Genomic DNA, 14,752 nt, shown 5'->3' on the forward strand with positions numbered 1-14,752 from the left:
AATAATTAACTTGATCGCTCGGTATCTGATCCGATCAAAAAGGATGGAATGAAATTGCCTACATCACATGCTGCTGGTCAACCTCAAGCGGATAGTAATAAATCCTGCATTGGGAAATATCAGGTTTACTCTACGGTCAGGTATTAACAAAACGAACAACGCCACTCCATGAGTGGCGTTGTTCGTTGGTAATTATAATGTTTTACGTGTGTTTTATCAGTAATGTAGGTGATGATAATCTCACGATCAGATGCTACAGCGATATTATAGCGTTTCTTTAAGCCATGTAAAGAATTCCCTTTGCCAAACCTGTGCGTTCTGTCCAGATAAAACCCAGTGGTTCTCATCCGGAAGATAAACAAGTCTGCTCTTTATCTTTTTTAGTTGCGCTAATTGGAAGGCCGCCAGCCCTTGTCCTATCGGCACGCGGAAATCCTTTCCGCCCTGAAAAATTAAAATTGGGGTATGCCAGTTATTTGCTTTTTCAATCGGGTTGAATTCACTATAGGATTTCTCGTTTTTATGATCCCAATAGGCGCCTCCCAGCTCGTGATTTGCAAAAAATAGTTCTTCTGTCGTGCCGTACCAGCTTTTCATATCGAATAAGCCATTGTGGGCAATGAAAGTTTTAAAGCGATTTTGGTGTACCCCTGCTAGTTGATAAACTGAATAGCCGCCATAACTTGCTCCAATGGCGGCCCGACGTGCGGTGTCTACATAGTTTTCTTTAGAGATATCATCAATAGCCGCTAAGTAATCTCGAATTGGCTGCCCCCCCCAGTCTTGGGAAATCGCTTCATTCCATTTTACGCCCCAACCAGGCATACCTCGGCGATTTGGGGCAATTACAATGTAACCTTGAGATGCGATTAATTGAAGGTTCCAGCGGAAGGAATAAAATTGAGTGAGTGCAGATTGAGGTCCACCTTCACAATACAGTATCGTCGGATATTTTTTTGCGGGATCAAAGTTTGGGGGGTAAATCACCCATGAAAATAAATCGGCGCCATCAGATGCTTTTGTGATACGTTTTTCGATTTTGTTTTCTGCAATTGCAGCATACTTGCTGTCATTGACTTTTGTGATAACTTCCAAAGATTGACTTTTGAGATCAAAATTGAAAATTTCCGTTGCACGGGTGAATTTGGTTAAGGTCACAATAAGATTATTCCCACTTTGGCCAACGATTCCTGTAATATCAAAATCGCCAGTGGAAATTTGTTGAATCTTGGGAAGACTTTTTGATTTTAAATTCGCAGGTACTTCCAGTTCAAATAATTGAACGGTACCTTTGGTCGCAGCAGTGAAGTAAATTTTGCGATTGTCGTTGCTCCAAATAAAACTGTTCACAGTGCCATCCCAATGTGCTGTAAGATTTAAACGAATAGCGCTGTTTTTGTCAAACAGGATGATGTCATTTTTATCAGATTCGTAGCCATCGGTTTTCATACTGAGCCAGGTCAGGCTTTTTCCATCAGGAGAATAACTGGGGGCGATATCGTAGCCGTTCATCCCCTCGGTAAGATTGGTTGTCGTACCTGATGATAATTCATAGCGATAGATGTCCGTGTTGGTACTCACCGCATAATCTGTCCCGAATTTTTTCTTACAAACGTAAAGTATCGCTTTGCTGTCAGGTGACCAGATGAAATCTTCGGCTCCGCCGAAAGGGGCCTGAGGGCTATAATAAGGTTGATCTTTCAGTAAATCGACTGGATCTCCTATCTTTCCATTCGAATAACTTGCAACGAAAGGGTGGTTAAATTTTCCATCGTTAAATGTGTCCCAATGCCGGTAATCCAAGTTGTCATAAATATAGGCATCTGACTTCGGTAATTCTGGGTACTTATCAGTGCTGTGGTATTTTTTGATTAAAACAGATTGGCTAAAAAGAATGTGGGTTCCATCGGGGGAAAATTTGACATTTTCCAATGCCATCTCACCGGACGTCAGTTGGATGGCTGCTCCGTTGTTGAGATTCTTTTTCCACAAATGGCCCTTTAATAAGTAGATTACATCACCATTTTTTTCGATTTGTACAACTGTTTCTCCACCTTTCTGGTCGGTAAATTGTCCGCCAGTTCCATTAGTTAATGAAATCGTATAAAGATTCTTCTCACTTGAATTACTTTCCAAATTGTAATTAGAAACTCCATACAGCAATGTTTTGCCATCTGAAGAAAGTCCTTCTGCTGATACACGCCCAAGATCCCAAAGCGCAGTTGGACTAATGGGTTGTGGTGTTTCGCTAACCATTTTAAAATTGGATTTTCCGCCCTTGCTTTCTTGCGCATTGCTGAGGTTGCATGCCATAACCGCTAATGTAAATAGTGTAAGTTTTTTCATCCGCATAAATTTGTTTTTCAATTGTATTCATGAACTCGTTTCACTCGGTTTGAATAAATCATGATGGTTCATATATAATGCTGAAAAATATCCTTGCAAGTTACAGATTTTATGACTAAAAGCTATGAAAAGCATGAAAATAGCCGTCTTATTGGTGAAAAGACGGCCATTTAATCGATGATGCTATTTTTTGAGGAGGATGTTAGCAATGATCCAGTAGATTAGGAAATGTTGTCTTTTAATGTGCATGATTATTGTCGAATTGATACCAATTGATTTTCGTGGAAACGCGCATCAGGGTTGCCAAAATGATAAAAATACCGATTGTTCCAGCAATGAGGGAATAGTCCCTGAGCTGCATCAGCACGTAGATAAATAAGTAGAAAGTACTAAGAATAGATCCAAGTAAAAGGGTGGACTTAAGCTCTTTTGTAATCGCTTTTATAAAGCTTCCGATCAGTGCTACTGTAGCGATCGATGCGGTTAGATAGGCGAGATTAAACCCTACATGCTCAGATAGGGCAAGTAGCAGGGTGTAGAAAAGAACCATCGCTGCTCCAATCAGTATATATTGAATGATATGTACCCGTTTCTTTTTGATGACCTCGGTGAATAGGAGGGACGTAAAGGTCAGGATGATGACTAAAATACCATATTTAGCAACTCTTGTCGTCTTCTGATAGTTGTTAATATCAGGTAAAAAATGAATGGTAACCATGTCTGAATTGTCCAATAGGTTATTGGCGGAAGTCGTTGTATGAGTAATGGTTTGAGCTGATTTCTGCTCATTGTCTACCGGTTCATTTTCAAGATTGCTCTCGAACTGATAGATGGGACGTGCATCACCTGTCCATTGCTGTGGCAGTTTTCGGCTGAAAGATGGAATTTCCCAAGATGCCGAAAAATTGGAGGTTGCTGTATTGCGTTTACTTGGTAAAAATGAACCTGTGAAGCTTGGATTAGCCCAGTTACCCGCTGCCTGGATATTTGTCTGATCAGCAAGAGGGAGGATACTTAGGGATTTGGATCCTTTCAGATTGAGGTTTATTTTGAAGCGATTATCCGTTATATGCGGGTCTAAAGGAATCGCACAGACTAAATTTTGGTTAAATAAATTGAGATGATTAAAATCCTTATCAAAAGTCAGATTATTTCCATTCCAATTTAATGCGGGACGCTTACCTAAGCCTTTAAAATCCTGAATACCGAAAATAAGCTTACTACCTTTCCAGTCAATTTTCTCCTTGGGAATCTCCAGTTTTTTCAGTGATATGGTGTCAAAAGAACCTTCTAATGTCATATTGCTGTTATAAACAACTGCATTGTAAATTCCTCTTGAGAGATGCTGTGGTGTAATATCTGTTGCGATATTGGATGTTCTAGGCAAGATAAATATCCATTTTATCTCTTCTCTAAGGTTGGAATTTTGAGTTTTTTCGGAAGATAACGAGATTGTCTCGCGGTAAGGGATAGCTAAGATAGGGCTGGAGACGACCTGATCCTTGCCCCAGTTTAACGCTATTCCCCCGGATACTTCGCGCTCTCTGTTTTTCCGTTCTTCAATTAAATCACTTATTAACGAAAGGGGGATGAGCAGTAGCAAAGAAAGAAATAGGATGACAAATAATTTTAGCACCGTAGAATTGGTAACTCTTTCAAACAATGAATTTTGTTCGGGCGCCAACGAGTGGTTAGTCGTATCGTAATTTTCCATGATTTTAGTTGTTTAGATCTATTTGAGTATTTTTACTGTACAATGCGATTTGGAGTTCGGTAAGTTGGTAATGAAGGATTTCTTTGAACTCAATATGATGGAACCTTTGTAGCGCTTGCCCTTTGTGAAAGGTTTTCCGGTAGTAGCTAACGTGTTCTGGAAACAGTATACCCCCAATAACGATCATTCCGATTAAATACAGACTGAATTTTCCGTTGCCCAATAAAAGGTACTGCATGGCGATTTCATCCTGAATTTCGGTTCCTGTTTCTGTTAAGATGTGGAAAACATCGTGATTTTCTAGCTTAGGCATGACATCAAATCCTTTGGCCGCGTAAAAAAGGCCAAGGCTATGGCCGATGCTGCCACTCGGATAGGCCAAAAACTCCTCCTTGCTAATTCCCCACGCTTTTTTGTTCCATTTGAAAATATCTGCATACACTTTGGAGGACCAGTTGTACAGATGGAGCATGAATTTTAATCGAATCTCGTTCATATTTTTTATATTAAAAGTACTTTGGTTTTCAAAGTTGACAAGTAAAAAAATTATTTATACTGTTGTTTTATTAAATTTTCTAATGCAATCAGATGATTTTCAAATGCTTTTAGTCCTTTTTTTGTTCTTTTGTATTTGGTATTGGGCTTACGGTCAATAAAACTTTTTTCTACCACGATATATTCTTCTTTCTCTAATGTTTTAAGGTTAGAGGCCAAATTTCCGTCTGTGACATCCAATAATTCTTTGAGTGAATTGAAGTCATATTCTTCATTCGCAGCAAGGACGCTCATAATTTGTAAGCGGACTCTGTTTTCAAATATTTTGTCATATAAAGAAAGATCTAATTTCACGATTCGTACTTTTTGTAAACGATAAAACCATAGATGATATGTAACACACCAAATCCCAATCCCCATAATATCAGTCCATGGTCTGGAAGAGATACTGCCATTAAACCTAAGCTAATTTCAAGGATGCCTAACCATTTTACCTCCGTAAAGGTATAAATGCTGCCAGCAGCTAAAGCCAGGCCATAGAAAATAAGTAGCATACCCGCAATTAAGTTATAATAACCTTGCGAAAGTAGGACCAAAGCTAAGATTCCACCAGTTAACAAAGGTATTGAAACTGCAAATAAAAGAGATTTGCTGGTAATGTTCCAAATAGATTGCTTATTTTTCTTTGCTTTCTTGCGTGCCATTAACCATCCGGTCAATAGCGAGAACACTAGAATGAGGATCGCAAGGATGAGAAAGATTTCTACTGTAGTCAGGTCTCCAGGAAGCCAACTGTTCGCGTCCCCAGGGCTTGCTGTAATAAAGTATCCAAGCAAAGTGCCCAATAGAGCATAACAGCCAATGAGTACACCTGACAATCCGCTTATCGAAACAAATTTGGAAGATTTTTCCATCAATGATCTGATCTGTCCAAGCTCTTTAAATAAATCTTTCTGTTCCATAAAAGTACTTTGATATTCAAAGTAAATGAATAATAATGAATTATGCAAGGGGTAGGAAGAATATTGAAAAAAAATAAAAAAAAGAGGAAAAAATACTTGCATGATATAGGTTTCATTTCTATCTTTGTGGCATCAAAAGAAATCCTAATGCGGAAGTGGCGTAATTGGTAGCCGCACCAGACTTAGGATCTGGCGCCGCAAGGCGTGGGGGTTCGAGTCCCTTCTTCCGCACTTGATGTCCTCCCGAACTTAAAACCTCGGGAGGATTTTTTTATGAATGCGATATAGCTAAAAAGAGTATGAATATTTCACACGAGAATGTAGATGCAATCAATGCGGTAATCAACGTCGCATTAGCACCTGAAGATTATAATCCTCAAGTCGACAAAGAGATTAAAGCGCAAGCTAAAAAAGCAAAATTACCGGGTTTCCGTCCAGGTCAAGTTCCTGTAGGACACATCAGACGTACCTATGGTAAATCTATTTTATTTGATGAGATCAATAAATTGGTGAATGATAGAATCACGAATTATATTTCAGAGAATAAATTAGAAGTATTAGGTCAACCTCTTCCATTGGAAGATGATGCGCAATATAGCTGGGATTATAAAGACAATTTCAATTTCAAATATGAGATTGGTTTAGCTCCTGCTTTTGATTTGCCTTTTACCCCTGAGACTGAGTTTGCTGTTTACGATATCAAAGCTGATCAAGAGACTTTGGCAGATCGTATCAAAAACCTACGTCGTAGCTATGGAAAAATGACTAACCCAGAAGTATCGGAAGAAGGTGATGTATTGTATGCTACCTTAAAACAAGATAAAGAGGAAGGTCTTGAGAAAACAACTTCGATTCGTACCGATATCGTTGAAGATGCAAAAATCAAAAAATCTTTGGTAGGTCTTAAAAAAGACGACGCTGTTAAAATTGATGTTAAGAAAGCGTTCAAAACTGAGGATTTAGCACGTATCTTAGGTATCACTGAAGAAGAAGCTACAGCTTTGGATGTAACTAAATTCGAGTTGACTGTCCAAAACATCAACCGTTTAGAAGAAGCTGATCTTAACCAAGAGTTTTTCGATAAATTGTTTGCTGAAGGTGAAGTAACTGAAGAAGCTCAATTTACTGAAAAAGTAAAAGAAGAAGTGGAAAACTTATTCAAGCAAAACTCAGATCAAAAATTACGTAATGATATGTATACTTTTGGTATGGAGAAAGTAAACGTTACTTTCCCTGAAGAGTTCTTGAAAAGATGGTTAAAAGCGACAAATCCTAGTATTTCTGAAGAAGAACTTAACGAAGGTTTTGCTGATTTCTTGAATAACCTGAAATGGACAATCATTGAAAACCGTGTCGTTACTGAAAACGGTCTTGAAGTTAAATATGATGAAGTAATCAATTTAGCGAAAGAACGCATCTACGCGCAAATCAAAATGTACAATATCAACGAAGAGCCTTCTGATGAGCAATTGAACCAATTTGCGATTCAATTGTTGCAAGACAGAGAGCAAGGTAACCGTTTGTTTGAAGAAGCCAAAGCGTTGAAAGTATTTGATCACTTAAAAGGTTTGGTTAAATTGAACAGCAGTGATATTGAATATAAAGAATTCGAAAAATTGGCTTAAGCTAATTTTAATCACCGAAAAAAGGCTTCCAAATATCTTGGAAGCCTTTTTGTTTTTAGCAAAATAATTTTAGTGCTATTGACTCCTTTCTTTTATTTAAGTCAGAGCCGAATTTGATTTGTCGCGTGATCCTACATTTTGCTGATCACGGCTATTTTAATTACTTTTTCGTGTATTTTCTGAAGACTAGATTAGTCAATTCTTATTTTAGTCGCTCTTGGCTAATGGGGCTCGCTTTCTTTATTTCTGTTTGGGTTGGAACAATATTATTATTTTTCTTTCCTAAAGGAAACAGTCGCTTTAGAAATTCAGAGAAAGTGTTGAATTCTTGCCGATATAATAGCCCAAAAGCACTGATATATTCCCCATCATTTGGGCTGAGAAGAAAATTTCTCGTGTTTAAGCGGTTTGAGGCACGAAGAACAAGACGACCGTCCTTGCGTAAGTAAAACATCGCTTCTGCGTCTGTTGAAACACGATCTGAGAATACATTCAAATCAGTTAATGCCTGACTTCGACGATCTGAAATGCCGCCCGTGAGGACTAATCTATCGTTAAATAAACGAAGTGAGGCTGAAGCGTCATTAAGCGATTTGATATTGATGTCGAAGAAATTAATATTGAGCGATTGCGCGATAATGTTATTGATTTGATTGAACGCAATTTCAGTTCCTGCAGACAATAATGTATTGTTTACCTCTTTTCCGAAATCACTTTGGGTGCCTGGGGTGAAACTACGTCTTACAATCAAACTGAGCGCCTGCTGATTAACATTGTTGGCATCAGAAAAATACCCTTGTAATTCATCCTTGACCCCCGGGTTTTGTGGGAAATTGATATCAAATGTTATATCTGGCTGGCTCAACTGTCCTTTTAAAATCATATCCGCTTGCGCTAATACGCGCTCTGGGTTTTCTTCTCTTCCAGCTGCATTATATAATGGCGCTAAGCTCGTTCTTTGTTGATAGATTGCATTGATATTAATATTTGCCTCTGCTGGATTTCCTGCCCATCGTACAGTTCCACCTTCTTTTAAATCGAATATTTTATTGATATAATCTTGTGCGGTGAAATTGAACTTGCCACTGTTTATAATGAAGTCACCAAACATTTCAAAATCTCCCAGCGAAGATATTCGCATATTCAGGTTACTATTCCCTTTTCCAGATAATTCACCCATGCTTGAAAAAAGGTTGATTTCTGCATTTGGTGTGATCAAGAGATCCATGTTCATCGTCAAACCATTAAAATCCCTTTTCTTTTGATTTTTCTTAATTTTGGTGGAGTCTTTTTCAATAAAGTAAATAAAATCGCTATCTGAAATGGTGCTAGCGCTATTGAAAGGTATATTGATAACGGAGTTTTCTTCTGACTTTGCACGTATATTTATATTCATTGCCGATGTCAGCCCCTTGAACTGGAAATTTCCGGAAGCATAAGCTGTGCCATAATAGATGTTGTTATCTTTTATGGTTGTATTCAATACCATGAAATTTTTTGCTTCGACGGTTACATCTATATCTGGGTCACTAAGCTTATTGAGGTTAACAACACCGTCGATTGTGGCCACATTGTTTTTCTGATCGTATATTTTGAGACCAGTAAGAAATATTCTATTGTTGGTCACATTGATCTCATCCGAAAGATGATAGGGAGTTTTTAGATAATTGATAACCATTGAAGCATTGTCAAGCTTTCCGGATCCAGTAATTTTGGGATTTAGAATGTCGCCCCGAATAGCTAAGTTTGCATTTACTTTGCCCTTAATATTCGATACCAAGCTTCGTAGAAACGGCTGAAAAACAAATAGATCCGTGTTTACTAAAGTAGCTTTAAGGTCGAGCTTATTACTTTCGCTTAAGTGATTGTAAGATCCAGTGAGTTGAATAAGTTTATCTCCTTCTTCTATCTTACTATCTAACTTTACCAGCTGATTTTCGGGATCATAATTGGCACTGAGCGTTAAAGCTCCAATTGGAATGTTGTTGTATAAGATAGGAGATGTCGTTATGTTCGCGACGACAAACGGAGACCTAAAGACAGAATTAACTTCAATTTTTCCATTTAAGTTCCCTGATAAATTAATCCCGTGGGGTTTCGTAATCCCATTTAGAGAAGTGAGGTTGAAGTCCTGGAATTTTAAATTGATTTGATCTGAAATGTCATTTGAGAGGATACCATCTATATGTACTTTTTGCTCTGCATGACTTAATGTGAGTTTCTCGAAATACCATTTTCCCTTTGAAATTTTCAATTGTGCATCGTTATTTACAAGCCATTGTTCTTTGTTTATCAGTATATTAGATGGGTAAAAATTGATGAAAGCTGGCTTCGCATGTGCAAATCGGATAACACCGTTGAGATCTAAACTGTTGCTTGCTTCCAATTCTGACATCTTAATGTTGAACTGTAAACTGTCATTAACCAAGGTATTTGAAATATTAACATTCTTAATATATGTGCTATCGGTAAAATTAATCTGATCTATGGATGTTTGTAACTCCATATTGTTTAAATTGGCGTTTTGGTCGATAATCAGATGGGTGAGACGAATACCGTTATATTTGAATTCAGGGGCATAAAAATTAAAATTTGCAGTTTGCTTTTCGCTGGCAAATTTGGCATTCAACGTTGCGCCACTATCCAGAGAGATATCTTTTCTAAAGAATGTCGCAATGGGCTTGAATGATTTAATATTGACATTAAGGTCAAAATCCTGACGATTGAACGCGTTCTTTTCAAATCCTATTGCCGGAGCGTAGCGCATGGCGAGCGCTTTAAAATAAGGAACGATCGTATTTAGATCTATTCTCCCCTTGAGATCTATATGCCCAATTGCAGATTGTAGCGTAAGCGACCGCGCCTCTTGATCTCCTTCTGCAAGGAAATTAATATTTTTAATGGCAAATTTACCTTTGGAAGAAGTGAAACTTACACTGTCAGATTTGAATTCCCCTGTAATATTATTGATGTTATCTCCAATCAAGCTTGTGTGGAATCTAGTATCAATAATATTGATCGAGTCTCCCTGGAAGAAATTGAGCTTTTTTAAATTAGCCTGCTGGATATCCACATCAAGGTGATAGTCGGGACGGCTGGACCAATCGATATCCGTTGTAAATTGTAATCTGAGATTTGGGTCGTGTATTGTTCCTGATCCAAGAAACAATTGTTTATCTATATTTCCATTGACTTGAATCTGCTGATAGCTGTATTGTTTAAAACTGAAATTGGTTAGATTGCCGGCAACATTGAGCTTTAAGTGTTTGGGATCGGTGCCTGTGCCATCAAGCTGTAGGTCGAAGCCTGAACTACCAAGATCTTTTACTTTTGTTATCGTACCAAGATTAAATTTTGGGGACTGAAACTTACCCGCGTATTTTATTGTTTTGCGTAGGTCCAATGTTCCGTCAGCTGTAACATCGCCGATAGCTGTGGTGAACGCTCCTTTTGTTTTAAAATTATTATACTGACCATTTAGGCTGCCTTTGAACGCGAATTTATTGAAGAGGGTTACTACTTCAGGAAATTTAAAATTTTTTAAATTCCCAAGTTCACGGATGACATTCTCAAGGTCGTTATGTTCAGAGGAAATAAAAACATTCGGTGTAATGAAGTCTGTTTTGTCGATATCGGGTAAACCAACAATTTTTAGATTACCCGCTAATTTGGTGTTTTTTCCAATAATTAAATCTACTTGTGCGGCATTAATGTTGGCTACAGTACCGTCTAAGTTGGACCTTTTGATCTTTGCATCAAACTTGACCTGATGCATTGGGGAGGAAAAAAAAGCAATATCTTCTGAGTGTATCCGTGAGTCGCGTGCTCGTATCTTTACATTTACTTTGTGAATAAAGTCGGAAAAATCAGAGAAATTGGTGTAGCTTAATTTTAGATAATTTTTAAATGTAGAACGATTGGTTGTCAGCATGAGGTCAGTCAGCTCAATACGTTTGTTGCTTACAGCCGCATGAGCGATAAGGCCTTTAATGACCAATCCTTTTTTCTCATTAAGATTGAACGTTTTGATGTCAGCTGAGATCTGATTGGAATCTATCTTAATATTCTTAAAGTGTGCATTAAGCTTTGATATGCCTAAATCACCAAAGTCAACAACTTTATTGTAGTGTTTTTTATTGTGATTTACGTAGTTGAATGAATTATTGTTAATGATAAGTTCTTTGATATCGAAAACTATTTTTTTTGAACTTTTCTTCTTTTCTTTCTTGGGTGGATTGAAGTAGCGAACTAAAAATGAGATGTTGCTACTGTCTTTATATTGTTCGAAATTGCTTTCCGTATTTTCAATCTTCAATGTATTGATGACAATCTTATTCAATTCTATCAGTTGGGATAGATTGACGCTGGCTTCAATTTTTTCAGACTGTATTATTTTGTTTCCCTGCGGTGTATAGATTTCGAATCCCTCTATGACAATGGATTTAAAAGGTTTAAAATAGATGCTTTTTAAATTGATTTTGGTATCTAATTCTTTGGATAAATAGTTGATAGCCTTCAAGGCAACAAAGTTCTGTACAGGTTTTAGCTGTAGCGATAATGCCAATGCAAGCAGTATAATGAATATACTACCGAGGACTATTGACATTATTTTTATTATTTTTTTGATACTTTTGTATTCTAATTTATTACCTCTAGCTATGGCTATTATTTTAGGGATTGAATCCTCTTGTGACGAAACCTCCGCTTCTATTTGTATTAACGGTGAAATTCATTCAAATGTTATTGCTACTCAGGCAATCCACGCAAAATATGGTGGAGTTGTTCCTGAATTGGCGTCACGTGCCCATCAACAAAATATTATTCCTACGGTGGACGAAGCCATTCGTCAAGCAAAAATAAGCAAAAATCATATAGATGCAGTTAGTTTTACGCGTGGGCCTGGATTATTAGGTGCGCTTTTGGTCGGAACTTCTTTTGCAAAATCATTTGCACTCGCACAGGATATTCCATTAATTGATATAAATCACATGCAAGCGCATATTTTAGCTCATTTTATAGAGGAACCGAAGCCAAGTTTTCCTTTTTTATGCCTCACTGTTTCAGGTGGGCATACGCAGATTGTCCTAGTAAAAGATTACTTCGAAATGGAGTTATTAGGCGAGACACTGGATGATGCGGCAGGCGAAGCCTTTGATAAAACGGCGAAGATCTTAAATCTTCCTTATCCCGGAGGTCCACTTATCGATAAATTTGCAAAGGAGGGCAATTCCAATTCCTACAAATTACCCGAACCGCAGATACCTGGGCTAAACTTTAGCTTTTCCGGATTAAAGACAGCTATACTTTATCTCGTTCAAGATCAGCTAAAACTGAATCCTGATTTCTTGACAGAAAATATCGCAGATCTATGTGCCAGTGTGCAATCCCGCATTGTTTCTATCTTATTGAACAAATTGAAGAAGGCTGCGAAACAAACTGGGGTAAAGGATATTGCCATAGCGGGTGGTGTTTCAGCAAATTCAGGGTTAAGGAAGGGATTGATCGAAATGGGAGAGCACTATCACTGGAATGTTTTTATCCCAAAATTTGAGTATTGTACAGATAATGCAGCTATGATTGCTATCGCTGGATATTATAAATTCCTGAAAGGAGAGTTTGTCGGGCAGGATGTCGCTCCGATGGCTAGGATGCATCTTTAAGAGTAAAGTATTGTTCCTTTAATGAATGTGATTAAGAGAACAATATCTTGTTTTATAAGGGGGAGCTATAGCCATAGGCCTGCGCAGCTGAACTAAATTTGTCTTTTTTGGGTTGATAGAAGTTTAGCTCATAGCCTTCAGCACCCCAAAAGATGCTGACAAAACTAACGTCTGTTTCCGAACGTAGTACGCTGAGAATCTGAAAAGCCTCATTATCAAATTGACCACCATCATCGACTCGCCATGTACTAATGTCATCATAGGTGGCCGGAAAATCTAGATTAATTAACTGATCTTCTTTTGCATAGGAGAATACAGCCAGCGCTGAATCCTGCTGATTTTCAAAAACTGTTAGATTGAATTCAGCTTTGTCTTTCAGGACAGCGATAGTTGTGCTTTTGTTTATTTTCCTATTATATTTTTTCTCAAGTTTTTCCTTAATTTCCGGACTTGTCTCATGCTGAACTTTTGTAAAAGGTTCAATTTTATACTGATTCATGAACGTCTGATTGACGAGCATTCCAAAGTCCCCCGACTTAATTTTATTTTTTATTATAAACAATGAACCTTCGCTATTTGCAAAGTTCTGCGCTGTTTGTCGGCCATTACTTTCCCGATTATCAGTTTTGTTCTGTATAAATTCCAGTGGGCTAACTTGATTTGCGATAATAACATAATTGTATTTTTCGGGGCTTTCCATGGCTTGATCCATAGGAAGTGCAATTAAGGAATCTTTTTGTTGATTCAAAAAGCCAAAATAAGGTGAAATTGACTGTTCTTTATTTTCACTCTTGACCGATGGTTTGGATTGGTTTTGACTGTTGTCACAGCCATATAATGTCAGTAGAAGAATAGCTAAAAAAAGTGATTTCATAAGAGTGTGCGAAATTTTTATGAAATATAAGGGTTTCGCGCATCATAATGAAAAGATTTAAACTTTAATGTTATGATGAACTCAAAATTGAATATCTATCGCAAGGAATGGCTGGATGTTATCTTTGCAGGTCGCAACAAGATGTATGGTGCATATGAATTGCGGAATTTGTCAAATAAAGCAACAAATGTTGGGCTAGCTATTGTTGTTTCCTTTGCTTTCCTTTTGATCGTGGGTTCTTATGGGTATAATAAATATTTTAAGAAAGCCATGCCCGTAACCATTATTACAGTTAACGATTTAACTCCTGAGGATCTACATGAACTCCAGAAAGAGGCCGACAAAAAAGAAGAGGTGAAAGAAGAACCTGTTTTCATGCAGGAGAAAGCACCACAACAGATCGCACAGGATATTTCGAAGTTTGATTTGGTGCGTTTGCCGGAGCCCAAGATTACGAAGGCAAAAGAAGTAACTGAGGATGTTGCTACACAGGATGAGCTGAATAAACCCAATACAATGACCGCTCGTATTACATTAAAGGCGAATGCTGCCGGGACACATATTGCACGAGGTGAATTTGGTCCGTCTAAAAAGGATGGCGGAATTACCGGGCATAAAGTGGGTACCGTGTCAGGAGGGGGAGCAGATGGAAATGCTGAGCAACCTTTTATTACGGTGGAAATCATGCCTACTCCGGTAGGTGGGCTACCAGCTTTTATGAAGTGGGTTTCAGAAAACTATAGTTTTCCGCAGTCAGCTTTAGATCAAGGAGTATCGGGCGTAATCGAAGTCTCTTTTGTTGTGGAGCGGGATGGGTCCTTGACCGATATCGCTGTAAAACGGGATATGAAGTTCGGAACAGGGGAGGCGGCAATTAGTTTGCTGAAGAAGGCAAAAAAATGGAAACCCGGAGTTCAGAATGGACGTGCTGTGCGGGTGGCCTATACTTTACCTATCCGTTTGAGCGCAGTATCTCAATAACATCTTTCTTAACTTTATTTAACAGATGACATTTTAAACTTTACGTGGCCAACAGCACTCTTATACATAAATAGGTTGAAAAGATGGCCTATTCA

Annotated in this window: 10 protein-coding genes and 1 tRNA gene; 4 read left to right on the top strand and 7 right to left on the bottom strand. The window is 38.0% G+C overall.

The genetic code is table 11. From position 1 onward, the window contains the following. Positions 1–264: 264 nt before the first annotated feature. The 5 genes from HPC41_RS24660 to HPC41_RS24680 all read right to left on the bottom strand — a co-directional run bounded on the left by HPC41_RS24660 (position 265) and on the right by HPC41_RS24680 (position 5,517). Positions 265–2,346, bottom strand: a complete 2,082-nt coding sequence (locus HPC41_RS24660; protein WP_172396735.1) for a S9 family peptidase — start codon at positions 2,344–2,346, stop codon at positions 265–267. A gap of 238 nt (positions 2,347–2,584) precedes the next feature. Further along, positions 2,585–4,060 carry a cell envelope integrity protein CreD gene (gene creD, locus HPC41_RS24665; RefSeq protein ID WP_246251058.1) on the bottom strand — a complete coding sequence of 492 codons (1,476 nt, stop codon included), beginning with the start codon at positions 4,058–4,060 and terminating at the stop codon, positions 2,585–2,587. Between the two features lie 4 nt (positions 4,061–4,064). Further along, the gene (locus tag HPC41_RS24670) at positions 4,065–4,556 is read right to left on the bottom strand and encodes a hypothetical protein (protein WP_172396736.1); all 492 of its coding nucleotides are present in this window, start codon (positions 4,554–4,556) and stop codon (positions 4,065–4,067) included. A 50-nt stretch (positions 4,557–4,606) separates the two neighbouring features. After that, on the bottom strand, positions 4,607–4,909 hold the full coding sequence (locus HPC41_RS24675) for a winged helix-turn-helix domain-containing protein (RefSeq protein WP_172396737.1): 303 nt from the start codon (positions 4,907–4,909) through the stop codon (positions 4,607–4,609). Next, positions 4,906–5,517, bottom strand: a complete 612-nt coding sequence (locus HPC41_RS24680; protein ID WP_172396738.1) for a hypothetical protein — start codon at positions 5,515–5,517, stop codon at positions 4,906–4,908. The genes HPC41_RS24675 and HPC41_RS24680 overlap by 4 nt, the downstream gene beginning before the upstream one ends. A 149-nt stretch (positions 5,518–5,666) precedes the next feature. Here HPC41_RS24680 and HPC41_RS24685 point away from each other — a divergent pair. Together HPC41_RS24685 and HPC41_RS24690 are read left to right on the top strand one after the other, a co-directional pair. After that, a tRNA-Leu gene (locus HPC41_RS24685) sits at positions 5,667–5,748 on the top strand. Between the two features lie 68 nt (positions 5,749–5,816). After that, entirely contained in the window at positions 5,817–7,142 is a 1,326-nt protein-coding gene (locus HPC41_RS24690) for a trigger factor (protein WP_172396739.1), read from the top strand. 202 nt (positions 7,143–7,344) lie between these two features. Here the strand turns inward: HPC41_RS24690 and HPC41_RS24695 are convergent, their stop codons facing one another. Next, positions 7,345–11,748, bottom strand: a complete 4,404-nt coding sequence (locus HPC41_RS24695) for a translocation/assembly module TamB domain-containing protein (RefSeq protein WP_172396740.1) — start codon at positions 11,746–11,748, stop codon at positions 7,345–7,347. Between the two features lie 52 nt (positions 11,749–11,800). On the opposite strand from HPC41_RS24695, the gene tsaD reads away from it, so the two are divergent. Continuing rightward, the gene (gene tsaD / locus HPC41_RS24700) at positions 11,801–12,802 is read left to right on the top strand and encodes a tRNA (adenosine(37)-N6)-threonylcarbamoyltransferase complex transferase subunit TsaD (protein ID WP_172396741.1); all 1,002 of its coding nucleotides are present in this window, start codon (positions 11,801–11,803) and stop codon (positions 12,800–12,802) included. A gap of 52 nt (positions 12,803–12,854) precedes the next feature. Here tsaD and HPC41_RS24705 read toward each other — a convergent pair whose 3' ends face one another. Further along, entirely contained in the window at positions 12,855–13,676 is an 822-nt protein-coding gene (locus HPC41_RS24705) for a hypothetical protein (RefSeq protein WP_172396742.1), read from the bottom strand. Positions 13,677–13,748: 72 nt separating this feature from the next. On the opposite strand from HPC41_RS24705, the gene HPC41_RS24710 reads away from it, so the two are divergent. Next, on the top strand, positions 13,749–14,657 hold the full coding sequence (locus HPC41_RS24710) for an energy transducer TonB (protein ID WP_172396743.1): 909 nt from the start codon (positions 13,749–13,751) through the stop codon (positions 14,655–14,657). Positions 14,658–14,752 lie beyond the last annotated feature (95 nt).

It is taken from the genome of Sphingobacterium prati (assembly GCF_013167215.1).
GTDB lineage: Bacteria > Bacteroidota > Bacteroidia > Sphingobacteriales > Sphingobacteriaceae > Sphingobacterium > Sphingobacterium prati.

Bases quoted from the DNA above. Each gene is read 5' to 3' on its own strand.
- HPC41_RS24705 (WP_172396742.1), bottom strand. From the start codon at position 13,676: ATGAAATCACTTTTTTTAGCTATTCTTCTACTGACATTATATGGCTGT.
- tsaD (WP_172396741.1), top strand. From the start codon at position 11,801: ATGGCTATTATTTTAGGGATTGAATCCTCTTGTGACGAAACCTCCGCT.
- HPC41_RS24660 (WP_172396735.1), bottom strand. From the start codon at position 2,346: ATGAAAAAACTTACACTATTTACATTAGCGGTTATGGCATGCAACCTC.
- HPC41_RS24710 (WP_172396743.1), top strand. From the start codon at position 13,749: ATGATGAACTCAAAATTGAATATCTATCGCAAGGAATGGCTGGATGTT.
- creD (WP_246251058.1), bottom strand. From the start codon at position 4,060: ATGGAAAATTACGATACGACTAACCACTCGTTGGCGCCCGAACAAAAT.
- HPC41_RS24670 (WP_172396736.1), bottom strand. From the start codon at position 4,556: ATGAACGAGATTCGATTAAAATTCATGCTCCATCTGTACAACTGGTCC.
- HPC41_RS24695 (WP_172396740.1), bottom strand. From the start codon at position 11,748: ATGTCAATAGTCCTCGGTAGTATATTCATTATACTGCTTGCATTGGCA.
- HPC41_RS24680 (WP_172396738.1), bottom strand. From the start codon at position 5,517: ATGGAACAGAAAGATTTATTTAAAGAGCTTGGACAGATCAGATCATTG.
- HPC41_RS24690 (WP_172396739.1), top strand. From the start codon at position 5,817: ATGAATATTTCACACGAGAATGTAGATGCAATCAATGCGGTAATCAAC.